This window comes from Sediminicoccus sp. KRV36 (assembly GCF_023243115.1).
Taxonomy (GTDB): Bacteria; Pseudomonadota; Alphaproteobacteria; order Acetobacterales; family Acetobacteraceae; genus Roseococcus.
This window is the reverse complement of the sequence record NZ_CP085081.1, coordinates 455,491-482,364: the sequence shown is the minus strand read 5'-3', so window position 1 is coordinate 482,364 and position 26,874 is coordinate 455,491. Positions and strand designations below refer to the sequence as shown.

Here is a 26,874-nt window from a genome sequence, read left to right as displayed (position 1 = left end):
TGGTTTGACTTTGGCCCGGCGGCCCATCATCCTTGGTGCATGTCCAGACATCCAATCAATCTGCGCGGCAGCATCGCCGCCTGGCGGGCCTGGGTGGTTCTCCTGGACCCCGATCCATGCGGCCTGACCCGCGGCTGACGCCGCTTTCGCCTGACCCGCAATCCGTGATCGAGGGGGCGCCCCAGGGTGCCCGGCTTTCCATGTCCGTGACCCATGCCGTTGCCTCCCCCATGAGGCGCGCGCAATTCCCGATTTTCGTGGCCGCCGCCACCTGCGCCTTCGCCGGCGTCTGGATGTCGGTGCCGCTGGCCGCCGTGATCCTGACCGAGCAGGGCGCCTCCCCAGCACTGGTCGGGCTCTATGCGGCCGCTGTCTGGATTTCGGCGCTGGTCACCGCGCCGGCCTCGCCCTGGCTGGCGGGCTGGGCGGGGGGTGCCTTGCGGCTGCACCAGGCGGCGGGGCTGACCTCGGCGCTCGCGCTGCTCGGGCTAGCCACCAACCCGCCGCTGGCGCTCTGGTTTGTTTTCGGCGGGGTGCTGGGCATGGCCTCCTGCCTGACCTGGACCACGGCCGATGCCATTGCCGGCGCCATGGCGCCACCCGGGCGCGAGGGGCAGTTCCTGGGCATCTACCAGACCTTCATTTCGGCCGCGATCGGCGGCGGGCCGGCCGTGCTGTGGCTCTCCGGCGTGCAGGCCGGGGCCTTTGCCGCCTCGGCCGGGCTCATGCTGGCGGGCTTCGGGCTGACGCTGATGCTGCGTGAAGTGCGGGGGGCCGTGCCGCGCCGCATGCGCCTCTCGCTCGTGCGGTTGCGGCCCGTGGCGATGATGATGCTCGCCCCCGCCGGGGCGGCCATGCTCTGCGGCGCGCTGGAGGGCACGGCCGGGGCGGTGTTCCCGGTGCAGGGGCTGGCGCTGGGCCTGGGGGCCGCGGCGGCCGCCTCGATCGTGGTGGCGACGGGGTTCGGCAATATGCTGGCGCAATATCCGGTGGGCATGCTGGCGGATCGCTTCGGCACGCATCGGGCGTTGCTGGGCTGCGCCGTCGCGGTGGCGCTCGGCTCGTTGCTGTGGCCCGTGCTGGCGCCGGATTGGGGCATCTGGCCGGTGCTGGCGGTCTGGGGCGGGGCGGCGGGCGCGATCTATACCCTGGGCATGGTCCGTGCCGTGCAGCGCTTCGCCGGGCCGGCGCGGGCGCTTGGCATGGCGGGGCTGAACACGGCTTATTTGCTGGGCGGTGCCATCGGCGCCCCGCTGGGCGGGTTGCTGCTGGAGGCGGTGCCAGGCTGGGGCCTTCCGCTGGCCGTCTCGGTGGTGGCGCTGGGGGGCGGCCTGGCTCTCAGCCTCGCCGCGTTGCGGCGCGGCGGCTGAGGGTGCAGTGGTGGCCCCTTGCCTGGGTGATGCGGCACTTGGGTCATGTGGCGCCCGGGTGATCCGGGGCCTGGGTTGAGATGGGAGGCTTTTCGATGCGTTGGCTTGTTCTGTTCCTGATCCTGGCCGGACCCACCCTGATGGGGACCGCCCGCGCGCAGCCGGCCAATCCCCAGGCGGCCCCCGAAGCGGCGCCCCCCCAAGCCACCAACCCCCAATCTCCCAACCCCCAATCCCCCGCTTCTGGCCCGCGCCCCGCAGCCCCGCCCGCCGATGCCGTCGCGGCCCCCGGCAAGCCCGGCTGGACGGTGGATGAGCGCAATGGCTGCTGGGTCTGGAATCCCAACCCCCAGGTCGAAGAGACCGTCTTCTGGACCGGCCCCTGCGAGGCTGGCCCCGCCCAGGGCGATGGCCTGCTGGAATGGCGCTATGTCGAGGCGGGCGAGCCGCGTGGCGAGCGCTATGTGGGCAGCATGGCGCGTGGGCGGATGCATGGCATCGGCACCTTCCTCGACGCCCAGGGCGCGGTCTATCAGGGCGAATGGCAGGAGGGGCGCGAACAGGGGCGCGGCCTGCGCGTCTGGGCCACCGGCCGCTATGACGGCGAATGGCGCGAGGGCATGCGCCATGGCCGCGGCATCATGTTCTGGATCAACGGCAACCTGTTCCGCGGCGAATTCCGCGAGGACCGGCCCGAGGGGCTGGGCGAGTATTTCAGCGTCGAGGGCGGCTGGTTCCGCGGCGCCTGGCTGGCCGGCTGCTTCCGCGAGGGCGATCGCCAGGCCGCCATCGGCCGTCCGCTTGAGGAATGCCCCTGAGAGGAGCGCCTGAGGGGAGCCGCTGAAAGGCACCTCGGCAAGGCGCCCCTGGGGAACGCCCTTGGGAACCTCCCTTGGGGCACGGCCGGGCCTGCCCGCCGGCCACCCGGTCCGCTCCCAGCGTCTGAACAGCTTGCGGGGTAGCGCGCGGCTCAGGCGCCGGTCATCCCGGGCGCTGGCGCTCACCGCCCGGCCAGGAATTCCCGCAGGATGCGCACTACATCGGTGGGGGATTCCTCCATCGGCACATGGCCCTTGCCGGGCAACGTCACCAATCGAGCATCCGGCAGGGCGCGCAGGTAATCCTGCGCATTGGTCACCGGCACCATGCGGTCCGTATCGCCCCAGAGCAGCAGCACCGGCAGGGTGATGCGGGCCAGCAGCGGCTCGGGCCGCAGCAGCACGTGCTGGGCCATGCGGTCCAGGATCGCCTGGCGCACGCCAGGGGCCAGCATCATGTCGCGATAGCGTTCGAAGAGCGCCTCGGTCATCACCCCGGGGTCGCCATAGGCCGGGGTGAGGGAGCCGCGCAACATGCCCTCGGGCAGGGTATAGGGCAGCACGCGCATGATCAGCGGCACCTTGGGCGGCTGTTCATAGCCGATGCCCGGGCTCGCGAAGCCATCGGGCGCCATCAGCACGAGGCGCGTCACATGCTCCGGATGGGCGGCGGCGAAGCTCCAGGCGATGCGCCCGCCCATGGAGGAACCCACCAGCGCCACACGCTCCAGCCCCAGGCGCTGCATCAGGGTGAGGATCACCGCATGGCTGCGCGCATCGCTGTAATCCCCGGTGCGGTCCGCGCCCGTCAGGCCAAAGCCCGGCAGGTCAAACCGGATCACGCGGAAATCCGCCTCCAGCCCCTGGGCCACCTCCTCCCAGGTGTGCAGCGAGGAGCCAAAGCCGTGCAGCAGCAGCACCGCCGGGGCCGAACGCGGCCCGGTGTCGCGCAGATGCAGCCGCACGCCGTCCAGCTCCAGGAATTGCGAGGGCGTGTCGGCGTAGCGCGCCTCCAGCGCCGCACGCGGCTTGTCGGGCGTGTAGAGCCACCAGACGGCGAAGATGAGGAGCAGCGGCAGCGCCGCGAGGATATAGATGATCATGCGGCGCAACATGCGGGCAAAGGAGGGGATTCGCGCAGGCTTGTCCAGCCGGCGGGGCCTCAACCCCGGTTGCCACCGCCAAGCGACCCTGGCTAGGCTCACGGCGCAAACGCCGGCTCGACCGGCGCAGGGGGGGGAAAGCCAGATGAAGCTGTCACGGCGCGATGCCATCATCACCGGGGCCACGCTGCTGGCGGCCGGCACCGCCGGCCCCAGCTTGGCCACACAGCCGCCGGTGGGCCGCCAGGTGGCGAGCCTCTATCGCAGCCGCATCGGCGAGATCGAGGTGACGGCGGTCAGCGATGGCAGCATCGCCCTGCCGCCCGCCGTCTTCGGCGAGGCCAACCTGACCGAAGCCCGCCGCATCCTGGCCGAGAATTTCCTGCCCACCGAAGGCCCGGTGCCCTGTGCTCTCAACACCTTCCTGGTGAATGCGGCTGGCCGCCTCTCCCTGATCGACACCGGCTCGGGCGACGCGCTGGGGCCGACCATGGGGCAGCTGCCCGCGAACCTGGCCGCCATGGGTGTCACCCCCGCGATGATCGACAGCGTGGTGCTGACCCATATGCACCGCGACCATGCCGGCGGCCTCTGCAGCCGCGAGGGGGCGGCGCTGTTTCCCACCGCCGAACTCGTCATCCCCGAGGTGGAGGCCGCCTTCTGGTTCGATGAGGGCAATATCGGCCGCGTGCCGCAGGGTTCGCGCGGCGGCTTCGCCTACGCCAAGCAGGTGGAGGCCGCCTATCGCGGCCGCATCCGCCGCGTGGCGGGCGGGCGGGAGGTCAACCCGGGCATCACCTCGATGGACGCTTTCGGCCACACGCCGGGGCACACGATCTACCGCATCGCCTCGGGCCCCGCGCAGTTGCTGGTGTTTGGCGACATGGTGCACTTCCCGGCCCTGCAAACACGCCACCCGGATTGGGGGATTTCCTTCGACGTGGATGCCGCGGCGGCCGTCGCCACACGGCGGCGGGTCTTCGACATGGCAGCGGCGGATCGGCTGCTGGTGGCCGGGATGCATATGGATTTCCCGGGCTTCGGACATCTGCGGCGGGACGCGGCGGGGTATCATCTGGTGGCGTCGGCTTGGCGGCCGGCTTTGTGATGGACGCGCTTTGAGGGGCGCTGCCCCTCAAACTCCCCGGCAGGGAACCTGTTCCCTGCACCCTGGTTTGACGGTGAGGGCGCGCATCCCGATACCGAAGGTGCATGCGCCGTCGCCAAGACGTAGTTGCTGGAAGCTCCTGAATTCCTCGCCCCCCACCTGGCGGGGACCGAAAGGCAGCACGCGGCCTGCCGCCGAGAATGCCAGACATGACGAATACCCCGCCGCATTCCACTTGCCCGGCCCGGCCATGCCAAGGCCTGAAACCCCTTCCAAACCTTGACAAAGCCGGCATTTTTTCCTAGCCTGAGGGCCGTTGTTTGGCAGCCGCATCTGCCCATCCTCCGCCGGAAAGGGGGCATTTGTCCGAAAGCAGCATGTCATGAAAAATGCCCCGGCCTTTTGGCCGGCTCCGTTGCGCCTGTGCCCTCGCCCCGGGCTGGCGTGATCCCGGCACATTCCTCTGGCGTGCCCACCGACCCGCGCGGCCAAGCCACGCCTGCGCTCGCCCACGTCCCCCGGGACGGCCATTTGTCCCAAACCCTGGGTCCACGAAAAAAGCACCAGCGGAATTTCGCCTCCTCACGAACGAAGGTGCAGGAAACCAAGTTTCCTGCCGGGGTCAGGGGCAGCGCCCCTCCTTTCATCACCCCACCCCAAATCTGCCTCCCCAAACGGCAGGACGCGCCCCAGGCCCGGCCTCTGCGCGAATTTCGGGCTTCACCCGGCCAACACCACCCCGCAAGCTACAAGGAACCGATCCGGAGCCCAGCCATGACCCCCACCCGCCGCGCCTTGCTCGCCGCCCCCCTGGCCGCGACCCTCCCCTGGGATGTCACCCAGGCGCAGACCCAGACCGGCACCTTGCGAGTCGGCATGACGGCCTCCGCCGTGCCGCTCTCCAATGGCGTGCCGGACCAGGGGGCCGAGGGCCATCGCTTCATGGGCATCACGCTCTATGACCAGCTGGCGATGTGGGACCTCAGCAAGTCGGACGTGCCGGTCACCATCCGCCCGGGCCTCGCCACCGCCTGGCGCAATGACCCGGCCGACCCGAAGCGCTGGATCATCACCCTGCGCGAGGGGGTTCGCTTCCATGACGGCAAGGTGATGACGGCCGATGACGTCGTCTTCTCCTATGACCGCGCCTTCAAGGCCGATGCCCCGCATTTCGACCCCCGCGCCGCCGCCCAGGCGCGCATCCGCATGCCGACCATCGCCTCCTGGCGCGCGGAAGGCCCGCTTACCTTCATCCTGGAAACCCGCACGCCGGACAGCCTGGTGCCCTTCGGCCTCACCTGGGTCGGCATCACGCATCAGGGCGCCTGGGAAGCGGCCGGCCGTGACTGGGACCGCTATCTGGACCGCGCCGTCGGCACCGGCCCCTATCGCATGGAAAGCTTCGCCGTGCGGGAGCGCTGCGTGCTGCTGCGCAACGCGAATTACTGGGATGCCTCGCGCATTCCCCGCCATGAGCGGCTGATCCTGCTGCCCCTGCCCGAGGCGAATACCCGCGTGGCGGCGCTGCGCTCCAATCAGGTGGATTTCATCGAGGCCCCGCCGCCCGATGCCATTCCGGCCCTGCGCAGCGCGGGCATGACCATCGTCTCCAACACCTATCCGCACAACTGGACCTGGCACCTGAACATGTCCGAGGGTTCGCCCTGGCGTGACATCCGCGTGCGCAAGGCCGCCAACCTCGCGATTGACCGCGCCGGCATCCGCTCCATGCTGGGTGACATGATGGTCCCCGGCGCCGGCCTGCTGCCGCCCGGCCACCCCTGGCACGGCACCCCGCGCGAGCCGATCAAGACCGATGTCGCCGCCGCACGGCGCCTGATGACCGAGGCGGGCTTCTCCCGCACCAACCCGATCCGCACCCGCGTCGGCATCTCGACCTCCGGCTCGGGCCAGATGCAGCCGCTGCCGATGAACGAGGCCGTGCAGCAGAACCTGCGCGAGATCGGCATCGAAGTGACCTTCGAAGTGATGGAATGGAATGCGCTGCTGACCATCTGGCGGGATGGCGCGCGCGCACCCTCCAACCGCGGCATCAGCGCCATCAACATCAGCTATGCCGCACTCGATCCCTTCACCGCCATGGTGCGCTTCCTGAAGAGCGACCTGGTGCCGCCCGCCGCCAATAATTGGGGCTATTTCAACGACCCCGCCTATGACGACATCATCAACCGCGTCTACACCACCTTCGAGCCCGGGCCGCAGGCCGCCCTCCTCGCGGAGTTGCATGCCAAGGTCGTGGATGACGCGTTGTTCCTGTTCGTCGCGCATGACCTGAACCCGCGGGCCACCAGCCGGCGCGTGCAGGGCTTCGTCCAGGCGCAGAGCTGGTTCCAGGATCTGACGCCGATCCGCATCGGCTGAGGCCCCGACGCCACCCTTGGCTGTTGAGCGCCGGGTCCAGGGTGGGGGCCCAGGTTAGAGGCGCCCTGGTCAGGCGCGCGGCGGCAACGTTGCGCGCCGCCGTTGACCGGGGCTGGTCAGCCCTTCGCCTTCAACGCGCCCAGCTCGGCCTTCAGCGCGGCGTTTTCGGTCTTCAGCGCATCGAGTTCGCTGCGCCCCTGAAAGGGTGAGAACAGGCTCATCGCCCGCTCCATCATCATCATGTTGCGCTGGCTGATCTCTTCCAGGCTGAAGGGCTTCAGTGCCTGCTCCACGCCGCGGCGCATCTCGTCCTGCTGGCGGGAAAAGCCGGTCATCGTCGCTTCCAGATAGCGCGGCAGCACGCCTTGCAGGCTATCGCCATAGAAACCGATGAGTTGGCGCAGGAAGCTCTCCGGCAAAAGATGGCTGCCCTTGGATTCTTCCTCGACAATGATCTGCGTGAGGACGGATCGTGTGATGTCATCGCCCGACTTCGCGTCATACACCACGAAATCCCGCCCGGCGCGGACCATCTGCGCCAGGTCTTCCAGCGTCACGTAGCTGCTGCTCTCGGTGTTGTAGAGGCGACGGTTGGCGTATTTCTTGACCACGACGGGCGGTTTCGCCGCCTTGGTTTCAGCCGATTGATCGGGCATTTGGGCACCCCAGTCTGGTTCAGTTGAAGGGTTGTGGCTCGAGTCAGGAGTCTGGCGTTTGTTGCACTGCAAGCGTAGCACGTGAGCCATGGGAAGCGATAAGTCTTCGCGCTATGCTGTTCCCAGGCCAACATATAGTCACGGGCATGGATGGACCAATCCGAGGATCTCGATCGCCTGGCCGCCGACTGGATCGCCCTTTGGGAGAGCGAGCTCGCCGCCCTGGGCCAGGATGCGGAACTGGCCGAGGCGTGGTCCGCCTCGGTGGCCATGATGGCTGCCTTCTGGCGGGCGCAGAGCGCACAGATGGCGGCCACCGCCGCCTGGCGCCCAGCGCGTGAACCCGCCCCCGCCCCGGCGCGGCCCGCGCCCCCTGCCCCTGCATCTGATGCTGGGCGCGGCGCGGGGGATGGCGGCGATGATGAATCCGCTGCCCTCCGCGCCCGCCTCGCCGAGTTGGAGCAGCGGCTGGCCGCGCTCGAAGGCCGGCCAGGCGGAAGCGGCGCGGATCGCCGCAAGCCTCGCACCCCTCGGCGCAAGCCCTGAAGCCTTTGCCGACGCGGTGCTGCGGCGGCTCTGGCGGGAAGATGCGGCCCTGCTGCGCGGCCTGGCCGCCTATCGCCGCCACCCACATGCGCGGCACCTCGCCGAGCCGCCGGCGATCTGGCAGGAGGGCTCGGCCCGGCTGCTGGATTATGGCGGCGCGGGGCGGCCCGTCTTCTTCGTGCCCTCCCTCGTCAACCGCGCGCATGTGCTCGACCTGGATGAAGGGGCCTCGCTGCTGCGCTATCTCGCGGCGCATGGGATGCGCCCGCTGCTGCTGGATTGGGGCTGGCCCGGCCAGGCCGAGCGGCGCTTCACGCTCACGGATCATATCGCCGGGCGGCTGGAGCGGGCGCTGATGGCGGCCCCGCAGGGCCTGGTGCTCGCCGGCTATTGCATGGGCGGGCTCTTGGCCCTGGCCGCCGCCATCCGCCGGCCGGACCGCGTGGCCGCGCTGGCCTTGCTGGCCACGCCCTGGGATTTCGCAGCCGACCCGCAATCGGCCGGCATCACGCGCCTGTTGCCCGGCTTCGAGCCGCTGATGGAACCCATGGGCGCGCTGAGCGTGGATCTGCTGCAAAGCCTGTTCGCGATGCTGGACCCCTACGCCATCCCGGAGAAGTTCCGGGCTTTTGGCCGGCTCGATCAGGCCTCATCCCGCGCCAGGCGCTTCGTCGTGCTGGAAGATTGGCTGAATGACGGCGTGCCCCTCGCCGCACCCGTGGCACGTGAAGCGCTGGGCGGCTGGTATGGCGAGAACACGCCGGCGCGGGGCGCCTGGACGGTGGCGGGCCTGCCGGTGCGCCCGGCCGATTGGCGCGGGCCGGCCTTCCTGGCCATCCCCGTGCGGGACCGCATCGTGCCACCGGCCTCGGCGCTGCCTCTGGCGGCGGGAATGCCCGGCGCCGTCACCCATTTCGCACAGGCCGGCCATATCGGCATGGTCGCCGGCCAATCCGCCGAGGCCGTGCTGTGGCGCCCCCTGCTGGACTGGCTGCGCGCCGCGTGAGGCGGGGCTGCGGCACCTCGGTGGGCGGCCTAACCCGACCGGATGAGGCCTTGTGGCGCTACAGCGCCGCCAGCGGCTTGCCGATCTGCGGATCGGTCTTGAACTTCGCCATGCTGCCCCAGGCGCGGTCATATTGCGGCGGGATGCTCAGCGCCTCGATCCGGCCCAGCGCCACGGCCGCGTTCAGCACCCAATAAGGATCCCGCAGGAAAGCGCGCGCCAGCAGGATCATATCGGCCTTGCCCTCATCCAGGATGGCCTGGGCCTGGGCCGGCTCGGTGATCAGGCCGACCGCCATGACGGGGATGCCCGCCCCCTGCTTCACTGCCTCCGCCCCTGGCACCTGGTAGCCCGGGCCGAGGGGGATCTTCTGCCCGGCATCGAGCCCGCCCGAACTGACATCCACGATATCCACGCCCAACGCTTTCAACCGCTCGGCCAGCATCACGCTCTCGGCCGTGCTCCAGCCGCCCTCGACCCAGTCGGTGTGGGAGATGCGCACGCCCAGCGGCATCGCGTCGGGGATGACGGCGCGGGTGGCGCGGGTAATCTCGCGCAGCAGCCGCGTCCGCCCCTCGAAATCCCCACCCCAGGAATCATTGCGCTGGTTGGAGATGGGCGAAAGGAACTGATGCACCAGATAGCCATGCGCCGCGTGCAGTTCGATGAAGGTGTAGCCTGCTTTCACGGACCGGATGGCGGCGTCGGCGAAGGCCTGGATGGTGGCCAGGATCTCCGCCTCGCTCATCGCGCGCGGCGTCGCATAGCCCTGGAAGGCCGCCGCGCTCGGGCCCAGCGCCTCCCAGCCCGGCACGGCGGGGCCCGCCTCCCAGGCCGGCAGGCGGCTCGCCTTGCGGCCGGCATGGGCCAGCTGGATGGCGGGCACCGTGCCCATCGCCGCGATCGCCTTGACCAGGCGCGTATGGGAAGCGAGGTGGCCATCGCTCCAGATGCCCAGATCACCGGGGCTGATGCGGCCCTCGGGGGTGACGGCGGCAGCCTCGGTCATCACCATGCCGGGGCCGGCGACCGCGCGGGACACCAGGTGGGCCATGTGCCAATCGGTCGGCTTGCCATCCTCGCCCGCGCAATACTGGCACATGGGCGAGACGCCGATGCGGTTGCGGAAGGTGACGCCACGCAGGGTGAGCGGGCTGAACAAATCGGTCATGAGCGAGAATCCTGGGGTGGGTGGGGACCAAAAGGCGGCGTGCGCCCGAGGCGGTTTTCCATGATGACGAGAAACGGCCGCGGGTCAGGCAGCAAGCGCCCCTCCGCATCCGTCGCCCAGCGCGCCAGCGCCACCGTATCACTGACATTGCCACCCACCGCCTCGACGACGCCAGAGCCGGCGGTGAGGACGATATCGCAATGCATCGGCCGGAACTGGCCGCGTTCCGCCGCACGTTCGGCCCAGTCACGCAGCGGCCGGCTGGAACGGTCGCGGCACACCAGGTCACCGGGGGCTGGGGCGTAGAGCGCCGGATCGCGCGGCAGGAAGGGTGCCTGCGCCGGATATGCGGCGGCCAGCGCATCGAGATGATCCAGATAGCGCGAATGCGAGGCATCGGGCGCGAATTCAGGCGCGTCCACCCCGGCCGCGCCAATCACCCAGGAGATGAAGGCGGCGGACCAGAAGGGCTCGGCCCAGAGATTGGCACCGCCTTCGCCCTGCAAGGCCTGCTCATAGCGGCGGCGGTTGGAGGGGATGGCCTCGGCCGATTGCGGCACGGCGCGCCAATAGGCCAGCACGCGGGGAAAGTTTTGCGGCGCGCTTTCGGGGCTGGCGGGAGCACCAGGCGCGCAGCTCGCATGGGCCGGCCCCGGCAGGCCCACGGAAACGCAGCCCCAATCCTGCCATTCGGCGGCGGCAAGACGCAGCATCCGCTCCCGCGCGGCGGGCGGATAGCTCAGGGGCGGCGGCAACTGCGCCACCTGCGGCGGCCCGGCGCAACCGATGAGCAGAACCAGAACGGGCAGGAAACGAAGCACGCCCCTCTCTGCCAAAGCCTTCCCTTATGGGCAAGACGCTCTATCGTGGAACGTGCCATGGCCATCCAGCCCGAGCCCGAAGGCGGGCGCCTCCTCTTCCGCAGCGAGACCTTCGCGGCGGACCCCAAGCGCGAGCGCCGCACCCCCACGGGCGAGGTGGTAACGGAAGCCGCGCGCGAGATTCCGCTGCATGCGCGCTGCGATGTGCTGGTGGTGGGGGGCGGCCCCTCGGGCATCGCGGCCGCAGTGGCCGCGGCGCGGCAGGGCGCGCATACCATTCTGCTGGAACGCCACAATCACCTGGGCGGACTCTCTACCGGCGGCCTGGTCATCTGGATTGACCGGATGAGCGACTGGAACGGCCAGCTGGTGATCCGCGGCTTCGCCGAGGAGTTCCTCGCGCGGCTGCCGGCTGGTGCCAGGACGGGCCCCGCCCCGGCACTCTGGGGCTCACGCGACGCCGCGACGGCGGCCTGGTGGTCGGCCAGGACCAGCGCCTTCCATGGCATCGTCACCCATTCCCCCACCTGTGACCCGGAGGCGATGAAACTCGTCGCGCAGGAGATGCTGCTGGAATCCGGCGCCGAAATCCTGTTCCACGCCTGGGGGGCCGCACCCATCGTCACCGATGGCGCGGTGCGTGGCGTGTTTTTCGAATCCAAGCAGGGGCGGCGCGCCATCCTTGCGGGCTGCACGGTGGATGCGACGGGCGATGGCGACCTGTTTGCCCAGGCCGGTGCCCCCTACAATGACGATATTGATGCGCGGGACATTCATCATTGCATGAACACCAGCTGGCTGTTCGGCGGTGTGAACATGCCGCGCTACCAGCGCTGGCGCGCCGAGGAGCCAGAAGCCTTCGGCGCCTTCCTGCAGCATGGCCGCGCGCGCATCCGCCTGTTCGACAAGGCTTTCGCGTCCTGGCGCGATGATGTGGCGCTGTTCATGGGCCCCCGGCTTTCCGGCTATTCGGCTGTGGATGTCGAGGACCTGACGGCGGTGGAAGTTCAGAGCCACCGCCTGATGGCCGACCATCTGGCGCTCTACCGCGAGGGCGCGCCGGGCTTCGAGGATGCCTTCCTCATGCTCTCGGCACCGCAATTGGGTGTGCGCCATGCGCGACGCCTGCGGGGCGTAGCGGCGGTGACGCGGGCCGACTGGGATGGACGGGTGCGCGCGGACGAGATCGGCGTTTCGCCGAGCCTTGCGCCGAAATTTCCCAATATTTCCGTGCCCTACGGGGCGCTGGTGCCCGAGGTGCTGGATGGCCTGCTGGCGCCGGGCCGGCATCTCAGCTGTGACCCGAACAGCCATTCCTTCCTGCGGGAAATCCCGCAATGCTGGCTGACAGGGCAGGCCGCCGGGGTTGGCGCGGCCCTTGCGGTGGCACGGGGCGTTGCCCCACGCGCTGTTTCCATTGCCGAGTTGCAGGCGGCGCTTCGGGCGGGCGGGGCGCATTTCTCGGCACCCCCGGCCCATCAGTCCGCCGCCTGATCACAGCGGCGAGAGGCGGTTTTCGCTGGAGGCGGCGCGCGGAGCACCGGCGCCTGAGGTGGCGTCGCGAATGATGTAGCCGCGGCCCCAGACGGTGCCGATGACGTTGTTGGCACCGGCGGTTTGCAGCTTCTTGCGCAGCTTGCAGACGAAGACGTCAATGATCTTGCTGTCCGGCTCATCCATCCCGCCATAGAGATGGTCCAGGAAGTTTTCCTTGGAGAGCACGGTGCCGCGCCGCATCAGCAGCAATTCCAGGATGGCGTATTCCTTGCCGGTCAGGTGGACCGAGCGGCCCTGCACCGCCACCTCCTTGGCGCCGAGGTCGAGCGAGAGCGGACCCATCTGGATGCGGGGCTGGCTGAAGCCCTTGGAGCGGCGGATCATCGCCTGGAGCCGCGCAACCAGTTCCTCGGGCTCGAAGGGCTTGGCCAGGTAGTCATCGGCGCCGACCGAGAGGCCGCGCACCTTGGCCTGGGTCCGGGCATTGGCGGAGAGCATCAGGACGGGCGCCTCGATGCGCGAAGCGCGCAGCTTGGTGATGACCTCATACCCCTCCATGTCCGGCAGCATGAGGTCCACGATGGCGGCGTCATAATCGTAGAGGCGCGCCAGTTCGAGCGCTTCGGCCCCACAATCGGCCACATCCACGACCATCCGGTGCTGCTGCAACTGAAAGGTGATGCCGCGGGCGGCGGAGCGGTCGTCTTCAACCAGAAGGATACGCATCTTCGTCATCTCCACACGTTTTGCGTGTAGAGAATTACCACCATGGCGCGAGACCGCCAAGAGTTATTCACGAAAATATGTGTCTTTAAAAAAATAAATATCATTAAATCAGTCTTAATGGCCCATTTCGCGTAGAAATCCTGAGTGACTGAGTCAGAAATGTCTGTTTTTCAAACTATGTTCATAAAATTATCGCCCGACGGGATTTCGCCCGGAGTCCTCCAGGTCTGTCCCGTAAATCGAGACGCTCCGATCCGGAGCCCCAACAAAAAAGGCGCCCCTTACGGGGCGCCTTTCCTGTTTCGACGCGCGGCCGAAGCCGCGGGCGATCCTACTCCTCGCCAGCCATCTCGCGGCGGCGGCGGATGGCCGCGCCCAGGATGTCGCCCAGCGAGGCGCCGCTATCGGCCGTGCCGAATTCCTTCACGGCCTCGCGCTCCTCCTCGATCTCCTTGCCCTTGACGGTCAGGGAGAGGCGGCGGGCGGCGCGGTCCACGGCGGTGATCTTCGCATCGACCTTTTCGCCGATGGCGAACTTGTCGGGGCGCTGATCCTGGCGATCGCGCGCCAGTTCCGCACGGCGGATGAAGCCGGTCAGCACTTCGTCGATCTTCACCTCGATGCCGTTGGCTTCGATCTTGGTCACGGTGCAGGTGACGATGTCGCCCTTCTTGACCTTGTCGAGAACCTCGGCCGCGGGGTCCGCCGCCAGCTGCTTGATGCCCAGCGAAATGCGCTCCTTCTCGACATCCACGTCGAGAACCTTCGCCTTCACCACATCGCCCTTCTTGTAGTTGGCGATGGCAGCCTCACCCGGCAGATCCCAGCTGATGTCGGAGAGATGGACCATGCCATCCACATCCGGACCCACGCCGATGAACAGGCCGAATTCGGTGATGTTGCGGATCTCGCCTTCGATCTCGGCACCCAGCGGGTGGTTCTGCAGGAAGACCTCCCAGGGATTGCCCTGGGCCTGCTTGAGGCCGAGCGAAATGCGGCGCTTGGGCTCGTCCACATCCAGGATCAGCACGTCCACCTGCTCGGAGGTCGCGACGATCTTGCCGGGGTGCACGTTCTTCTTCGTCCAGGACATCTCGCTCACATGGACGAGGCCCTCGACGCCCGCTTCCAGCTCCACGAAGGCGCCGTAATCGGTGATGTTGGTCACGCGGCCGGAGAACTTGCCATTGACCGGGTACTTGATCGCAACACCATCCCACGGATCGGACATCAGCTGCTTCATGCCGAGGCTGATGCGCTGCGTGTCCGAGTTGAAGCGGATGACCTGCACCTTGACCGGCTGGCCGATCGTCAGGGCCTCGCTCGGGTGGTTGATGCGGCGCCAGGCGATGTCGGTGACGTGCAAGAGGCCGTCCACGCCGCCAAGATCCACGAAGGCGCCGTAATCGGTGATGTTCTTCACCACGCCATCGAGCACCATGCCTTCCTTCAGGCCCTGGACGAGCTCGGCGCGCTGCTCGGCGCGCGTCTCCTCCAGCACCGCACGGCGGCTGACCACGATGTTGCCGCGGGCGCGGTCCATCTTGAGGATCTGGAAGGGCTGCGACTGGCCCATCAGGGGCCCGACGTCGCGCACGGGGCGGATATCCACCTGACTGCCCGGCAGGAAGGCGACAGCGCCGCCGAGATCCACCGTGAAGCCACCCTTGACGCGGCCGAACAAGATGCCGTTGACGCGCTGGTTGGCGGCGAAGGCCTTCTCCAGGTTCGTCCAGGATTCCTCGCGGCGCGCCTTCTCACGGGAGAGGACGATGGAGCCGTCCTTGTCCTCGTAGCGCTCGACGAACAGGTCCACCACATCGCCGGGCTTCACCTCGGGCTTCATGCCCTGGGGTGCGAATTCCTTGAGGGGGACGCGGCCTTCGCTCTTGAGGCCCACATCCACCACGGCAAAATCATCATCGATGCGGATGATCTTGCCCGTGACGACGGAGCCGGCGAAGCCGGTATTGGCGCCCAGCATCTCATCGAGAAGCGTGGCGAAATCTTCGGGAGCCGCGCGCGAGGCGGGGCTGGTGGCACTTGCCATGTAGATGTTCTGTCCTGGGTCTTGTGCGGGGCGTGGGCCCTGCAAGCCGGTCTTGCGCCATACCCTGCCTGTGGCGGGGCATCACGGCTTGCGGCGCCAATTCCTGTCCAGACAGGGGGGCGGCCGCCGGGAAGGGGCGCGTGACGGTTCACCCCGGTCCGATCATTGCCAATCCAGGCAATAACAGGCGCTACATCTGCCGAGTCCGGCGGAGCGTCAAGCGAAAATCACCGTGCTTGCAAGGATTCGACAATTCGCAGCGCCGCGGCGAAGGCGGCCTCGGCATCCAGCGTGCTCGTATCGAGCAGAACGGCGTCGGCTGCCGGGCGAAGCGGCGCCGCGTCGCGCGCCGAATCCCGCGCATCCCGGGCTGCCATGTCGGCCGCGACCTCGGCGAGTGGCGGGGCCGCGCCGCGCGCCACAAGCTCGGCATGGCGGCGCCGCGCGCGCTCCTCCGGGCTGGCGGTGACGAACAGCTTCACCGGCGCTTCGGGAAACACCACGGTGCCGATATCCCGGCCATCCAGCACGGCACCCCGCGCCCGGCCGAAGCGGCGCTGGAACTCCAGCAGGGCAGCCCGCACGGCAGCGATGGCGGCCACCTTGCTGGCGGCATCATCGGCCGGGGGCCCGCGCAGATCGGGGCGCTCCAGGTCGGCCGGTTGCAGCGCCTGGGCGGCCCGCGTCGCATCCTCGTCACGCGCCGGGTCGCCGCCGGCATCCAGCACGCGCCGCCCCGTCGCGCGGTAGAGCAGCCCGGTATCGAGATAAGGCAGCCCCAGATGCGCGGCCAGCCGGCGCGCCAGCGTCCCCTTGCCGGCGGCGGCCGGCCCATCCACCGCGATGATCAGCGGCGCGCTCATGCCGCGCTGATGACCTCCGTGCCGGCCACCTGGTTCATCAGCGCGATGAAATTCGGGAAACTCGTCGCGATGAAAGCCCCATCGTCAATCAGCATCGCGGATTGGCAGCCCAGGCCCAGCACCAGGGCGCTCATCGCCAGGCGGTGATCCATCTGCGTCGCCACCAGGCCACCACCGGGCGGTGGCGCCCCGCGGCCATGGACCAGCAGGTCATCGCCCTCGATCGCGCAATCCACCCCGGCCGCGCGCAGCAATTCGACCGTGCCGGTCAGCCGGTCGCTTTCCTTCACGCGCAACTCAGAGAGGCCACGGAACCGGCTGGTTCCCGTGGCGAAGGCGGCGGCCACGGCCAGGACGGGGTATTCGTCAATCATGCTGGGCGCGCGTTCGGCCGGCACATCCACGGCGCGCAGATCGCCGGCGGCGATGGTGAGATCCCCCACCGGCTCGCCCCCCTCAAGCCGGGGCGCCCCCACCTCCAGCACCGCGCCCATCTCGCGCAGCGAGGCGAAGAGCCCGGTCCGCAGCGGGTTCAGCCCGACATTCTCGATCACCAGCTTCGAGCCGGGCACGATCAGCGCTGCCACGGCAAAAAACGCGGCCGAGGAAGGGTCGCCCGGCACCATCACGGGTGCGGCGCGCAACTCCGGCTGACCGTCCAATTCGATGACGCGGCCATTTCCCTGCACGGCGACGCGGACCGTGGCGCCGAAATGGCGGAGCATGTTTTCTGAATGGTCCCGCGTCGCCTCGCTCTCCACCACGCGGGTCACGCCCGGCGCGCAGAGCCCGGCCAGCAGGCAGGCGCTTTTCACCTGGGCCGAGGCAACGGGCAGGGTGTAGTCGAGCGGCATCGCCTCCCGCGCGCCCTGGATGGCAAGCGGCAGCCGGCCGCCCTCCCGGCTCCAGAATCGGGCGCCGGTGGCGGCCAGGGGGTCGGTCACGCGCTTCATCGGGCGGCGGCGCAGGCTGGCATCGCCCGTCATCACCGCGAAGATCGGGTGGCCGGCCAGCAGCCCGCAGATCAAGCGCGCCGCGGTGCCGGAATTGCCCATGTCGAGCACATCGGCGGGCTCGGTCAGGCCACCGATCCCGCGCCCGGCCACGCGCCAGCGCCCGGGGGCCAGGTGCTCGACCGTGGCGCCCAGCAAACGCATGGCAGCGGCCGTGCGCAGCACATCCTCGCCCTCCAGCAGCCCCTCGATCTGCGTGGTGCCGATGGCCAGCGCGCCGAACATCAGCGCGCGATGGCTGATGGATTTGTCGCCCGGCACGCAAAGCCGCCCGGCGAGCCCTTTGGGGGCCGGGATGGAGCGCAGCGGGGTGGGGTTCGCATCGTGTGACATGCGGGCCGGTTTGACACCGATGCACGGCCCGTGGCAATGCGCCCCGCCTGTCGGATCAGGCAGAAGGAATCAGAGGGCTCCATGGCAAAGCCGGATCTCGGTTTGAAGCGTGTCTGCGTCGCGTGCGGCGCGAAATTCTACGACATGGCGAAGGTGCCGGCCATTTGCCCCAAATGCGGCACCGAGCAGCCGGCTGAGCAGCCGCGCCCCCGGCGTTCGGCGAATATCGTCCCGGACGAAAAGCTGAAGAAACGCGCCGCGACCTCCACCGAGGTGGATGGGGACGACGTGGAGCTGGAGGACGTCGAGGCGGATGCCGGCGTCGAGGATGCGGACGAGCTCGAGGACGAGGACGACGCGATTGACGCGGAGATCGAAGTCGAGACCGACCGTGAGGAAGAGAGCTGATCCCCTTGGGATGAGCCGGGTCGCGCGCCCCTCCCCTGCGATATGGGCGGTTGCGGTGCGCACGCCCGGCTCGTAAGGAGCGCGGATGCGCGTTCTTGCCCTCTCCGCCCTGTTGATGCTCGCAACCCCGCCCGTTCAGGCGCAGCAGGGCAATCGCGCCCAGGCCAATGCGCCACGCCCGTCACGGCTGGGCGAGTACCAGGCCTGGACAGCGGCCGCGCACACCGAGAACGGGCAGAAGATTTGCTACGCCTTCACCCGCGCCCGCAGCATGGACGGCTTGCCCGGGCGGGACGCGAACAATGTCATGCTGCTGGTGACGCATCGGCCCGGCAGCCGGGACCAGGTGGCGGTGCGCGCCGGCTACAGCTTTGCCCGTGGCGCCGAGACCAAGCTCTTTGTCGGCCAGGGCGAATTGCCCTTCTTCACCGCCGGCGACAACGCCTTCGCGCGCGATGGGCGCGCGGTCGTCGCCGCCTTGCGCGGTGGGCGCGAGGCGCTGCATCGCGGCCCCGGCCCCAATGGGCGCGGCCAGGCGACCGATACCTTCGCCCTCGCCGGCTTCGCCCAGGCCTATGAAGCGATCAGCCGGGAATGTCCGGTGCCGCCGCCGGCGCGCCGATGAGTTCCCGACCCATGGGTGCCTTCCAGCCGCATTCCCGCATCGCCACCCATGACGGGCTGACCGAGGCGGAGCGCGTGCGCATCCTCGCCAAATCCGCGATCTTCGCCCCGCCGCCCATGGTGGATGAGCAAGGCCGCCGCGAATTGGTCGGGCTGACGCGTGAGGAACTGGCCGAGGAGATGCTCGCGATCGGGGAGAAGCCCTTCCGCGCCAAGCAGCTCTGGCATTGGATCTATCACCAGGGCGTGCGCGACTTCGCCGCCATGAGCACCATCGCCAAGCCGATGCAGGCGAAGCTCGCCGAGCGCTTCGTCGTCGGCCGCCCGGGTGTGACGACCGAGCAGACCAGCACCGATGGCACGCGCAAATGGCTGTTCCGTTCGCGCGACGGCCAGGAAGTCGAGACGGTCTACATCCCGGAAAGCGACCGCGGGGCGGTGTGCATCTCCACGCAGGTGGGCTGCACGCTGAGCTGCACCTTCTGCCACACCGGCACGCAGAAACTGGTACGCAACCTGGGCACGGCGGAGATTGTCGGCCAGTTCCTCGCCGCACGCGATTCCTATGGCGAATGGCCGACGCCCAAGGGCGAGGAAGGCCGCAGGCTTTCCAACATCGTCGTCATGGGCATGGGCGAACCGCTCTACAATTACGAGAATACCGCCCGCGCATTGACCATCCTGATGGATCACGAGGGCGTTGCCCTCTCGCGCCGGCGGATCACGCTCAGCACCTCGGGCGTGGTGCCGATGATGGACAAGTGCGGCGAGGAACTGGGCGTGAACCTCGCCGTCTCGCTGCATGCGGTGCGCGATGACCTGCGCGACGTGATCGTGCCGCTGAACCGCAAATACCCGATCGCCGAGCTGCTGGCGGCCTGCGCGCGCTATCCCGGCGCCTCCAATGCGCGCCGCATCACCTTCGAATATGTCATGCTGCGCGGCGTGAATGACAGCGAGGCCGAGGCGCATGAGCTGGTGCGGCTGCTTTCGGGGCTGCCGGCAAAGGTGAACCTGATCCCCTTCAACCCCTGGCCGGGTTCGCCCTATCAAAGCTCGACGCCGGATGCGCTGCGGAAATTCGCAGCGATCGTGAATGATGCGGGGTATTCGAGCCCGATCCGGCGGCCGCGCGGGCGGGATATCCTGGCGGCTTGCGGGCAGCTCAAGACCGAATCCGAGCGGACGAAGCGGAACGCGTGAAGAAAGCAGCCTCCGGCGGCTGGGGTCACGGACCCCAGACCCCATTCCAAGGAGTGGGGTCTGGGGCCCCGGCCCCAGCCGCCGGAGGCTGCTTTCCTTGAACGCCGCGCCGCAGGTCTCGATCTGGCTGGTCGCCCTGGCCGGCTTCGCCTCCGGCTCGGGCATGCGGATCATGGACCCGCTGATGCCCCTGGTGGCGGCGGATTTCGGGGTCTCGGTCTCGGGTGTGGCGGTGCTGATCGCGGCCTTCATGCTGACCTATGGCGGCGGGCAGGTGGCTGTGGGGCCGCTGGGGGACCGCCTGGGCAAGCTGCGGGTCGCGGCGGTGGCGCTCATGCTCTTTGGCGGCTTCACCGTCCTCGCGGAATTTGCCGGCAACCTTACGGAATTGACCCTGCTGCGCGCGGCCGGCGGGCTGGTGGCGGGGGCGGTGATCCCGCTGTTGCTGGCCCATATCGGCGATACCGTGCCCTATGCCGAGCGCCAGGCGGTGATCGGCCAATTCCTTATCGGCAATGTGATGGCACAGATGCTGACGGGGCCCATCTCGGGGATTCTGGGCCAGTATTTCGGCTGGCAGACGAGCTTCCTGGTGTTTGGCTGCTTCACCGCGGCCATCGGGCTGCTGCTGGCGGCGCGGCTGGGCACGCAGATGTGGCGCGGCCTGCCGGGCGGGGCGCGCGGCCAATCCGGGCTGATGGCCTATGCGCGCCTGCTGCGGAACCCCAATGCACGGCGCCTGCTGCTGGCGGCCTTCCTGGACGGCGCGCTGCTGTTTGGCGGCGCCTTTCCCTTCATCGCCTCCTTCCTCATCGAGGATTTCCAGCTTTCGGCCGGCCAGGCCGGGCTGATCGTCGCCGGCTTCGGGCTGGGCGCGCTGGCCTATACCCAGGTGGCGCGCCGGATGGTGCGGCGCTTCGGCGAGCGCAACCTGCTGCTCTGGGGCGGCCTTGGTCTCTCGGCCGGCCTGGCGATGACGGCGCTGGCCCCGGGCTGGGGCGTGGTGCTGGTGCTGCAGTGGCTGCTTGGCTTCTGCTTCTACAGCTTCCACGGCGTGCTGCAGGCCCGCGCCACGGAAGCCATGCCCGAAGCCCGGGGAACGGCCGTCTCGGCCTTCGCCATGGCGCTCTTCATGGGGCAGACCAGCGGCAGCCTCGCCTTTGCCGCCATTATCGCCGCCGGCGGCTATGGCTGGGCCTTCGGCCTGGCTGCACTCGGCATGGCAGGCTTCGCGGCCTGGGTGCGGCGGGTGCCCTGAGCGAGCGGCGCGCACGCTCTCGCTGGCCTTGCCGCCGGATCCGATCCTGGGTGGTCCGCCCATGCAATGGGCGCCCGCATGGATCGCGGAGCCACCCATCCGCCAGAGGCAAGCCCAGCGTGACGCGGCACGGCGCCACCGGCCGCGCCGCCAGTTCGAGCCAGGCCCGCGCCCAGGGAGACAGCCCCTGGCACGGCTGTCCGGCACCCCTGCACGGCGCTTGACACGCGGCATGCAGCGCTAAAGATCGCGTATGATTGTGTTCAGCTACGGCATCCCGAAATCGGGAAGCACGCTCGCCTACCAGCTTGCGGCGGGTGTGGCGGCGCTGGGCGGGCATTGGCAGCCTTGCCACTGGCCGGAGCTGCGCATGCCGGGCCGCTTCGTCATGCCAGCCAGGGGCCTCGACCCCGCCAGCAAGCCGATCCGCGCCTGGAGCCCCAAGACACATCTGATGACCCTGGCCTTTCAGTTCGCCGCGCGGCGGACGCCGCCAGGGCCGGAGATGCCGCCCGATCTTCGGCCGCTCAGTGGTCGGGCGCTGTTTCTGGAAACGCTCAGGCCCGAGGATCTGCATCGCCTGGTCGCTCTCACCGGGGATCGGATCCTCCTGGTCAAGACGCATGGCGAGCCCTCACCCGAATGGATGGCCACCTACCGGGAATTCGCCGCGCGCGGGCTGGTCCGGGCGCATGTGAATCACCGGGACCCGCGCGATATCTGCCTCGCGCTCATGGATGCCGCGCGGCTCCATCGTGTGTTCGGCCTTGCCGAATTCAGCGAGTATGAACAGCTCGAACAGGCGGTGGCCGGCGTGGACCGGCATTTGAAGGAATTGGCGCTGTGGTGCGAGCTGCCGCGGATCCTGCACCTCGACTACGACACCTGCGCCTTTCGCCCGCATCAGGCGATTGACCTGATCAAGGCCGATCTCGGTTTGCGCGCGCCCAATGCGCTGGTGCGTCACTATGCAACCCGGCTCGCCTTCACCCAGCGCAACAAGGCCGTGGCGGACCGCCACCGGCGTGAACTGGACCATCGCCAGGTCGCGCGCATGACAGAGGCGTTCCTGCCCTATCTGCGCCAGACCGGCTATCTGGCCGGGCGACCAGCGATCCGGCCCGAGATTTTCGCCAAGACAGGACCTGCGGCGAGGGCCCAGGCTTGGCCACCTCCTCCCGCCGCCGAGAGGGATGCCACACGCCCCACCCCTCCCGCCTAGAGCATGCTCCGTTCGCAATGGCTCACTTCACAAACTCTAGCTCATCGTTTTTCGTGCATCTTTATCCGTCCAAACGATTCCGTTTGGACGGATGACGCTCTTGGCCACGCCCGGCGTGCTACCGGAAGCGGGCCGGCAATTGCGCCGGCAATTCGATCGCCTGGACTTCCCAGCGCAGCCGCATCGCATCGGTCAGCGCCAGGGTGAGCTTGGCCGAACGGTCCGGCACATTGGGGGAGGTCAACGTCACCTCCCACAGCCCGGCTTCCAGCATGCGCACCCGGCTCAGCATGTCCCGCGCCGGTTGCGCGCCGCCCGCCGCCAGGCGCTCATTCAGCAGCAGCGCGAGGCCCGCCGGCGAGGAGAGACGCTCAGCCATGTCCTGCGCCATGCCGGTGATGAAGGCCGGCATGGGCTGGCTGTCATTGCGCTGGGTCTCGGCGGCCAGGGCCGCGTTGAGCGCCGGGCGCAGCGTCGTCCAGTCAATGTAGTGGGCCAGCGCCGCCGCATCGCCGCGCTGGATTGCCGCGGCCACCTGCACGGCGGACGCAACGGGTGAGCCGGCATAGACCGCGATCAACGTGCAGGCCATCAGCGCCAGGGTGCGCTTGAAGCGCCCCATGCCGCGCGGCTTCTGCCGCTTGGCAGCCTGGGCCTGCCGAGCGCGCTCGGCCTCATGGCTCCAATTCTCGACGGCGGACTCCAGGAAGGAGCGGCGGATCGGCAAGGTCTGGTTGCGCCTCGCATGGATCAGCCGGTTCAACCTGGCGGTGGCCGAAAAGGCCTTGGCGCCGTAGCCCTGGTCCGGAGCGGTCTGGATGGCCCCCGCCACCCCAATCGCCGCGGTCTGGGCAGTCTCGGAACGATCGGTCTGGCGGGCATCGAATTCCGCCCAGACGTCGTCCCACGTATTGATACACGTGGTAGCACTCATGATATCCCCCTTATTCCCCGAAGCGAGGATGGCTGAAACACAAAACGGAGGAAAGTCTCCATTTTGAGAATCTGAGGGATAGAGCCTTTATTATTGGTTAATAGCGTTTCTAAACTGAGATCGTGGAGACGAGCCAGGATTCCAGCCCGGCCATCACCTGGCCAAGTGCCGCCTGCATCGCGCTGGCCTGGGCCGCGGCCCCAGCGCCCGCCGCCAGCGGAACCGAAGCTTCCAGGCGGGTTTGCCCGCGTGGCCGCGCCTCACCCAGACCTTCGCCCTGGCTGAGCAGCAGGGCGGCCATCGCGGCGCGCGCGCCATCCGGGCCAGTTTGCAACATCAGCAGTTCAGTCTCTAAAATCAGAAAAGTCGCCAAACGTGAACCTGGCGCCGTGACCGCGGTAAAGCGCCCGGACGCCGCCAGCCATTGCCGCAGGGCCAACTCCGCCAGATCCGCCGGCGGCGCCAGCCACTCCTCATAGGGCGCCACCTCCACGCTGCCATCCGGGCGAACCCGTCGGAGGCCGCGCTGTTCCAGCCCCGGCGCCGCACGCATCGTCCGCAGCAGCAATGCGTGGCGGCTCCGGGCGGCAGGCGACCCCTCCCGCCGAGGTTCGAGGGGGAAGCGTTGCGAGTCGATGAAGGGCCGGTCCGGCAGCACGGAACAGCCGCCCCCCAGCAGCGGCAGGCCGAGCAGGGGCAGACCTAGGAAAAGACGACGCGTCATCGGCTGGCTCCAGCGGGGGCGGGGGGTGGCGCGCCCAGGATCGCCTGGGACGGGGAGCGCCGCAGCGCCTCGGTGGTTTCACGCAGATTGGCCGTGGTGGCCCGCAAATCCCGCAGCAAGGGGGCCAGATCGGCCTGGACATCCGTGGTCGTGTTGCGGGCCGCCCGCAGGCTCGACTCCAGCTGGCCGATGGTGCCCGGCAGGCGCGCCGTGGTGCGCCGCAAATCCTGCGCCGTGGCGCTCAGCGCCGACAGCGTCTCCCGCACCTCGCGCCCTTCTGCCAGGGCGCGCACCGCGGCCGAGGTGGCGCGCAACTCCGCCACCGCGCCGGGCAGGTCGGCCTGGCCCGCGATGCTCCGCAAGTCCTGCATCAGCGCCGAGGCCTCGCGCAGCGTGACCGCCAGGTCACCCGTATCGGTCTGCCGCCGCAGATCCAGCACCAGGTCATTGATGTTGCCGACAAGGGCCGTGAAATCAATGCCCTGCACCTGCCGCACCAGCATCTCCGCCGCACTGGTCACCTGCGCCACCGTCGAGGGCACGGCCGGGATCCAGGCGAAGCGGGGCGTCCAGGGAACGGGCTGCACGGGGAAGCGGTCGGCATCCAGGAAATCCATCTCGATATAGGCAACGCCGGTGATGCCCTGGCTCGCCATCCGCGCCCGCAACCCCGCCGCGACCGCTTCATCGGTCGAGGGCACATCGCCCACCTTGCGGAGATTCACCGCGAAGCGCACCACCACGAGCTGGAAGGCGGCGGCGAAGCCCTCCCCCTCCGGCCGGCGATATTCCGCCGCCGCCAGGGCGATCTCCGTCACCCGCCCCACCGACACGCCGCGATACCGCACGGGCGAGCCGACTTCGAGGCCCTGCACGCTTTCGCGGATATAGGTCTCAAAGAGCACGTCACTGGTGCTGAGCCGGTTCTGCGTCAGGAACAGCACGAAGCCGACCAGCAACGCGAGGCCCACCACCACCATCAGCCCGACCGACAGCTGAATGCGCCGAATGCTTGCCATGCTACATGGCCTCCCGCCGGAAGAAGGCGCGCACGGTGGGCTGCTCGCTCTCGTCGCGGAGTTTCCGGGGATCACCCTCGGCGATCATCCCCTGGGCGTCCTTGTCGAGCATGATGCAGCGGTCCCCAATGGCCAGGATGGATTGCAACTCGTGCGTCACCACCACGAAGGTGGTGCCGGTTTCCTTGGCGAGCGAGAGGATCAACGCATCCAGCCCCGCCGAGGTGATGGGATCGAGCCCGGCGCTCGGCTCGTCCAGGAACAGGATTTCCGGGTCCAGCGCCATGGCCCGGGCAATCCCGGCCCGCTTGAGCATCCCGCCCGAGATTTCCGCCGGCAGCCGATCCGCCGCATCGCCCAGCCCGACCAGGCCGAGCTTGGCGCTGGCCACCAGGGCGCGCGCCGCGGCCGGCAGCTTCGTATGCGCCTCGATCGGCAGCATGATGTTCTGGGCGAGGGTGAGGGAGCCGAGCAGCGCGCCCGATTGCCACATGACGCCGATGCGCTTCAGCAGGCCGCGCCGCGCCGCGCCCTCCAGCTTCGCCCAATCGCCATCGAGCACGCGGATCTCGCCCTTGCTGGGCGGCATCAGCCCGATCAGCAGCTTCAGCAGGGTGGATTTGCCGCAGCCGGAACCACCAAGGATCACAAAAACCTCGCCCCGGCGGACTTCGAAGCTGACATTCTTGAAGATGGTGCGCGGGCCAAAGCGCATCGCGACCGCCTCGGCCGTGATCACCGCTTCGCCCGCATGGGGCGCGGCGGGCGGCGTAGCAGGCAGCGCTTCGGGAAGCGGCGCGTCGGGCGGTTGGGTTTCGGCCATCACCAGCCCAGCCGGAAGAACAGGATGGCGAAAATGCCGTCCAGCAGCACCAGCGCCACGATGCCGCCCACCACGGCGCCGGTCGCCGCATCGCCCACCGCGCGCGGCCCACGCCCGGCCGAGAGCCCCGCATGGCAGCCGATATAGCCGATGGCGAGCCCGAACACCGCGGCCTTGCCCAGCCCGCCGGCCAGATCCTCGATGGAGAGCCATTGCTCCAGCTGGTTCAGCACCGCCACCGGCGGGAAGCCCAGCGCGCTCATCACCATCATCATGCCGATGATGCCCGTGACATTCATCACCATGGTCAGGGCCGGCATGACCAGCATGGAGGCGATGATGCGCGGCACCACCAGCCACGCGACGGGGTCGAGGCCCATGATCCGCAGCGCGTCCACCTCCTCATTCACCCGCATGGTGCCGAGCTCGGCCGCATAGGCCGAGCCGGTGCGCCCGGCGAGGATGATTGAGGCGAGCAACGGCCCCAGTTCGCGCGTCAGTGAAATGCCGACCAGCTGCGGGATGAAGATCTCCGCGCCGAATTGCCGCATCGGCACCGAGGATTGAAAGGCCAGGATCACGCCGATCAGCGTGCCCAGCAGGATGCAGAGCGGAAAGGCCCGCGTGCCGGCCTCATCCAGGTGGCGCAACAGTTCGGCCCAGCGCAGCCGCCAGGGGCGCGGCACGATGCGGGCTGTGGCCAGCACCGTCTCGCCCAGGAAGTTCATCCGCTCGGCGAAGCGGCGCAGCAGGCCGAGCGTGGCCGCGCCGATATTGGTCAGCGGCTGGAAGGGCTTGGGCTTGGGCGGTGGCGGCTCGGTGGCGACGGCCGCGCGGAAGCGGGCCAGGGCGGCGCGGGCGGCGGCGTCCTCGGGCTCCTCCCACTCGGCCCCGGCGTCGGCCTCCGCAGCCTCTCCTGGCCCTCCAGCTTGGGCGGTCCCGGCGCGGGCCAGGCTGACCAGCAACGCCGCCCCGCCGGAATCCAGCCGGGTGACGCCGCGCGCATCAATGGTGATCTGGGCGGCCCCCCGGGCGGCGCGCATCGCCTCCTGCCAGCGCCCGGCGGCCTCAGCGGTATCGAGCACGCCGGAAAAGCGCAGCCGGAGGCGCCCGCCAGTCGTTTCGGAGCTGAATGAATCAACGGGCATGCTCTCCGAAAGATGCACGTCCGGGACGGGGGCGTTCAAGGAAATTGG

Annotated in this window: 24 protein-coding genes; 11 read left to right on the top strand and 13 right to left on the bottom strand. The window is 69.0% G+C overall.

The genetic code is table 11. The features are described from left to right. The first annotated feature begins 116 nt into the window (after positions 1 to 116). Both LHU95_RS02280 and LHU95_RS02275 read left to right on the top strand, forming a co-directional pair. Positions 117 to 1,370: an MFS transporter gene (locus LHU95_RS02280; protein WP_248709759.1), complete on the top strand. Its 1,254-nt coding sequence runs from the start codon at positions 117 to 119 to the stop codon at positions 1,368 to 1,370. A gap of 95 nt (positions 1,371 to 1,465) precedes the next feature. Continuing rightward, positions 1,466 to 2,188: a hypothetical protein gene (locus tag LHU95_RS02275; RefSeq protein WP_248709758.1), complete on the top strand. Its 723-nt coding sequence runs from the start codon at positions 1,466 to 1,468 to the stop codon at positions 2,186 to 2,188. A gap of 182 nt (positions 2,189 to 2,370) precedes the next feature. Here LHU95_RS02275 and LHU95_RS02270 read toward each other — a convergent pair whose 3' ends face one another. Then, positions 2,371 to 3,291 carry an alpha/beta fold hydrolase gene (locus LHU95_RS02270; RefSeq protein ID WP_248709757.1) on the bottom strand — a complete coding sequence of 307 codons (921 nt, stop codon included), beginning with the start codon at positions 3,289 to 3,291 and terminating at the stop codon, positions 2,371 to 2,373. 145 nt (positions 3,292 to 3,436) lie between these two features. Between LHU95_RS02270 and LHU95_RS02265 the strand changes: the two genes are divergently transcribed. After that, positions 3,437 to 4,399, top strand: a complete 963-nt coding sequence (locus LHU95_RS02265; RefSeq protein WP_248709756.1) for an MBL fold metallo-hydrolase — start codon at positions 3,437 to 3,439, stop codon at positions 4,397 to 4,399. A gap of 774 nt (positions 4,400 to 5,173) precedes the next feature. Next, positions 5,174 to 6,781 (top strand): ABC transporter substrate-binding protein, encoded by a 1,608-nt coding sequence (locus tag LHU95_RS02260; protein WP_248709755.1) that lies wholly within the window; start codon positions 5,174 to 5,176, stop codon positions 6,779 to 6,781. A gap of 116 nt (positions 6,782 to 6,897) precedes the next feature. Here LHU95_RS02260 and phaR read toward each other — a convergent pair whose 3' ends face one another. Further along, positions 6,898 to 7,437 carry a polyhydroxyalkanoate synthesis repressor PhaR gene (phaR, locus tag LHU95_RS02255; protein WP_248709754.1) on the bottom strand — a complete coding sequence of 180 codons (540 nt, stop codon included), beginning with the start codon at positions 7,435 to 7,437 and terminating at the stop codon, positions 6,898 to 6,900. 337 nt (positions 7,438 to 7,774) lie between these two features. Between phaR and LHU95_RS02250 the strand changes: the two genes are divergently transcribed. Then, on the top strand, positions 7,775 to 8,989 hold the full coding sequence (locus LHU95_RS02250; RefSeq protein WP_248709753.1) for an alpha/beta fold hydrolase: 1,215 nt from the start codon (positions 7,775 to 7,777) through the stop codon (positions 8,987 to 8,989). A gap of 58 nt (positions 8,990 to 9,047) precedes the next feature. Here LHU95_RS02250 and LHU95_RS02245 read toward each other — a convergent pair whose 3' ends face one another. Both LHU95_RS02245 and LHU95_RS02240 read right to left on the bottom strand, forming a co-directional pair. Next, a complete protein-coding gene (locus LHU95_RS02245; RefSeq protein ID WP_248709752.1) occupies positions 9,048 to 10,160 on the bottom strand; it encodes an NADH:flavin oxidoreductase/NADH oxidase in 1,113 nt (370 codons plus the stop codon). Continuing rightward, the gene (locus LHU95_RS02240; RefSeq protein WP_248709751.1) at positions 10,157 to 10,981 is read right to left on the bottom strand and encodes a DUF2272 domain-containing protein; all 825 of its coding nucleotides are present in this window, start codon (positions 10,979 to 10,981) and stop codon (positions 10,157 to 10,159) included. The genes LHU95_RS02245 and LHU95_RS02240 overlap by 4 nt, the downstream gene beginning before the upstream one ends. A gap of 57 nt (positions 10,982 to 11,038) precedes the next feature. Here LHU95_RS02240 and LHU95_RS02235 point away from each other — a divergent pair, with 57 nt between their 5' ends. Next, entirely contained in the window at positions 11,039 to 12,475 is a 1,437-nt protein-coding gene (locus LHU95_RS02235; protein WP_248709750.1) for an FAD-dependent oxidoreductase, read from the top strand. Here LHU95_RS02235 and LHU95_RS02230 read toward each other — a convergent pair whose 3' ends face one another. The 4 genes from LHU95_RS02230 to aroA all read right to left on the bottom strand — a co-directional run bounded on the left by LHU95_RS02230 (position 12,476) and on the right by aroA (position 17,463). Further along, positions 12,476 to 13,204: a response regulator transcription factor gene (locus LHU95_RS02230; protein WP_248709749.1), complete on the bottom strand. Its 729-nt coding sequence runs from the start codon at positions 13,202 to 13,204 to the stop codon at positions 12,476 to 12,478. A gap of 331 nt (positions 13,205 to 13,535) precedes the next feature. Further along, the gene (gene rpsA / locus LHU95_RS02225) at positions 13,536 to 15,254 is read right to left on the bottom strand and encodes a 30S ribosomal protein S1 (RefSeq protein WP_248709748.1); all 1,719 of its coding nucleotides are present in this window, start codon (positions 15,252 to 15,254) and stop codon (positions 13,536 to 13,538) included. Positions 15,255 to 15,481: 227 nt separating this feature from the next. After that, positions 15,482 to 16,117 carry a (d)CMP kinase gene (gene cmk, locus LHU95_RS02220; protein WP_248709747.1) on the bottom strand — a complete coding sequence of 212 codons (636 nt, stop codon included), beginning with the start codon at positions 16,115 to 16,117 and terminating at the stop codon, positions 15,482 to 15,484. Further along, positions 16,114 to 17,463 carry a 3-phosphoshikimate 1-carboxyvinyltransferase gene (gene aroA / locus LHU95_RS02215; protein WP_248709746.1) on the bottom strand — a complete coding sequence of 450 codons (1,350 nt, stop codon included), beginning with the start codon at positions 17,461 to 17,463 and terminating at the stop codon, positions 16,114 to 16,116. Before aroA ends, cmk begins: the two co-directional genes overlap by 4 nt. A gap of 81 nt (positions 17,464 to 17,544) precedes the next feature. On the opposite strand from aroA, the gene LHU95_RS02210 reads away from it, so the two are divergent. The 5 genes from LHU95_RS02210 (at position 17,545) to LHU95_RS02190 (ending at position 22,178) form a co-directional block, all read left to right on the top strand. Further along, on the top strand, positions 17,545 to 17,871 hold the full coding sequence (locus LHU95_RS02210; protein ID WP_248709745.1) for a TIGR02300 family protein: 327 nt from the start codon (positions 17,545 to 17,547) through the stop codon (positions 17,869 to 17,871). A gap of 85 nt (positions 17,872 to 17,956) precedes the next feature. Continuing rightward, a complete protein-coding gene (locus LHU95_RS02205; protein ID WP_248709744.1) occupies positions 17,957 to 18,496 on the top strand; it encodes an invasion associated locus B family protein in 540 nt (179 codons plus the stop codon). An 11-nt stretch (positions 18,497 to 18,507) separates the two neighbouring features. Next, a complete protein-coding gene (gene rlmN, locus LHU95_RS02200) occupies positions 18,508 to 19,698 on the top strand; it encodes a 23S rRNA (adenine(2503)-C(2))-methyltransferase RlmN (protein WP_248709743.1) in 1,191 nt (396 codons plus the stop codon). Positions 19,699 to 19,795: 97 nt separating this feature from the next. Further along, a complete protein-coding gene (locus tag LHU95_RS02195) occupies positions 19,796 to 20,956 on the top strand; it encodes an MFS transporter (protein ID WP_248709742.1) in 1,161 nt (386 codons plus the stop codon). A gap of 253 nt (positions 20,957 to 21,209) precedes the next feature. After that, positions 21,210 to 22,178, top strand: coding sequence for a hypothetical protein (locus LHU95_RS02190; protein ID WP_248709741.1), 969 nt, complete (start codon positions 21,210 to 21,212; stop codon positions 22,176 to 22,178). A gap of 118 nt (positions 22,179 to 22,296) precedes the next feature. Here LHU95_RS02190 and LHU95_RS02185 read toward each other — a convergent pair whose 3' ends face one another. The 5 genes from LHU95_RS02185 to LHU95_RS02165 all read right to left on the bottom strand — a co-directional run bounded on the left by LHU95_RS02185 (position 22,297) and on the right by LHU95_RS02165 (position 26,826). Continuing rightward, a complete protein-coding gene (locus LHU95_RS02185; protein WP_248709740.1) occupies positions 22,297 to 23,112 on the bottom strand; it encodes a DUF2939 domain-containing protein in 816 nt (271 codons plus the stop codon). 109 nt (positions 23,113 to 23,221) lie between these two features. Further along, a complete protein-coding gene (locus tag LHU95_RS02180; RefSeq protein ID WP_248709739.1) occupies positions 23,222 to 23,836 on the bottom strand; it encodes an ABC-type transport auxiliary lipoprotein family protein in 615 nt (204 codons plus the stop codon). Further along, the gene (locus LHU95_RS02175; protein ID WP_248709738.1) at positions 23,833 to 24,855 is read right to left on the bottom strand and encodes an MlaD family protein; all 1,023 of its coding nucleotides are present in this window, start codon (positions 24,853 to 24,855) and stop codon (positions 23,833 to 23,835) included. The genes LHU95_RS02180 and LHU95_RS02175 overlap by 4 nt, the downstream gene beginning before the upstream one ends. A gap of 1 nt (position 24,856) precedes the next feature. Then, positions 24,857 to 25,570: an ATP-binding cassette domain-containing protein gene (locus LHU95_RS02170; protein WP_248711635.1), complete on the bottom strand. Its 714-nt coding sequence runs from the start codon at positions 25,568 to 25,570 to the stop codon at positions 24,857 to 24,859. A 107-nt stretch (positions 25,571 to 25,677) separates the two neighbouring features. Beyond that, positions 25,678 to 26,826 (bottom strand): MlaE family lipid ABC transporter permease subunit, encoded by a 1,149-nt coding sequence (locus LHU95_RS02165; RefSeq protein WP_248709737.1) that lies wholly within the window; start codon positions 26,824 to 26,826, stop codon positions 25,678 to 25,680. Positions 26,827 to 26,874: the final 48 nt, after the last annotated feature.

What these genes read in the sequence shown, in the direction of transcription:
- LHU95_RS02280 (WP_248709759.1), top strand. Translation starts at nt 117, where the DNA reads ATGCGGCCTGACCCGCGGCTGACGCCGCTTTCGCCTGACCCGCAATCC.
- LHU95_RS02275 (WP_248709758.1), top strand. Translation starts at nt 1,466, where the DNA reads ATGCGTTGGCTTGTTCTGTTCCTGATCCTGGCCGGACCCACCCTGATG.
- LHU95_RS02270 (WP_248709757.1), bottom strand. Translation starts at nt 3,291, where the DNA reads ATGATCATCTATATCCTCGCGGCGCTGCCGCTGCTCCTCATCTTCGCC.
- LHU95_RS02265 (WP_248709756.1), top strand. Translation starts at nt 3,437, where the DNA reads ATGAAGCTGTCACGGCGCGATGCCATCATCACCGGGGCCACGCTGCTG.
- LHU95_RS02260 (WP_248709755.1), top strand. Translation starts at nt 5,174, where the DNA reads ATGACCCCCACCCGCCGCGCCTTGCTCGCCGCCCCCCTGGCCGCGACC.
- phaR (WP_248709754.1), bottom strand. Translation starts at nt 7,437, where the DNA reads ATGCCCGATCAATCGGCTGAAACCAAGGCGGCGAAACCGCCCGTCGTG.
- LHU95_RS02245 (WP_248709752.1), bottom strand. Translation starts at nt 10,160, where the DNA reads ATGACCGATTTGTTCAGCCCGCTCACCCTGCGTGGCGTCACCTTCCGC.
- LHU95_RS02235 (WP_248709750.1), top strand. Translation starts at nt 11,039, where the DNA reads ATGGCCATCCAGCCCGAGCCCGAAGGCGGGCGCCTCCTCTTCCGCAGC.
- LHU95_RS02230 (WP_248709749.1), bottom strand. Translation starts at nt 13,204, where the DNA reads ATGCGTATCCTTCTGGTTGAAGACGACCGCTCCGCCGCCCGCGGCATC.
- rpsA (WP_248709748.1), bottom strand. Translation starts at nt 15,254, where the DNA reads ATGGCAAGTGCCACCAGCCCCGCCTCGCGCGCGGCTCCCGAAGATTTC.
- cmk (WP_248709747.1), bottom strand. Translation starts at nt 16,117, where the DNA reads ATGAGCGCGCCGCTGATCATCGCGGTGGATGGGCCGGCCGCCGCCGGC.
- aroA (WP_248709746.1), bottom strand. Translation starts at nt 17,463, where the DNA reads ATGTCACACGATGCGAACCCCACCCCGCTGCGCTCCATCCCGGCCCCC.
- LHU95_RS02210 (WP_248709745.1), top strand. Translation starts at nt 17,545, where the DNA reads ATGGCAAAGCCGGATCTCGGTTTGAAGCGTGTCTGCGTCGCGTGCGGC.
- LHU95_RS02205 (WP_248709744.1), top strand. Translation starts at nt 17,957, where the DNA reads ATGCGCGTTCTTGCCCTCTCCGCCCTGTTGATGCTCGCAACCCCGCCC.
- rlmN (WP_248709743.1), top strand. Translation starts at nt 18,508, where the DNA reads ATGGGTGCCTTCCAGCCGCATTCCCGCATCGCCACCCATGACGGGCTG.
- LHU95_RS02190 (WP_248709741.1), top strand. Translation starts at nt 21,210, where the DNA reads ATGATTGTGTTCAGCTACGGCATCCCGAAATCGGGAAGCACGCTCGCC.
- LHU95_RS02185 (WP_248709740.1), bottom strand. Translation starts at nt 23,112, where the DNA reads ATGAGTGCTACCACGTGTATCAATACGTGGGACGACGTCTGGGCGGAA.
- LHU95_RS02180 (WP_248709739.1), bottom strand. Translation starts at nt 23,836, where the DNA reads ATGACGCGTCGTCTTTTCCTAGGTCTGCCCCTGCTCGGCCTGCCGCTG.
- LHU95_RS02175 (WP_248709738.1), bottom strand. Translation starts at nt 24,855, where the DNA reads ATGGCAAGCATTCGGCGCATTCAGCTGTCGGTCGGGCTGATGGTGGTG.
- LHU95_RS02170 (WP_248711635.1), bottom strand. Translation starts at nt 25,570, where the DNA reads ATGCGCTTTGGCCCGCGCACCATCTTCAAGAATGTCAGCTTCGAAGTC.
- LHU95_RS02165 (WP_248709737.1), bottom strand. Translation starts at nt 26,826, where the DNA reads ATGCCCGTTGATTCATTCAGCTCCGAAACGACTGGCGGGCGCCTCCGG.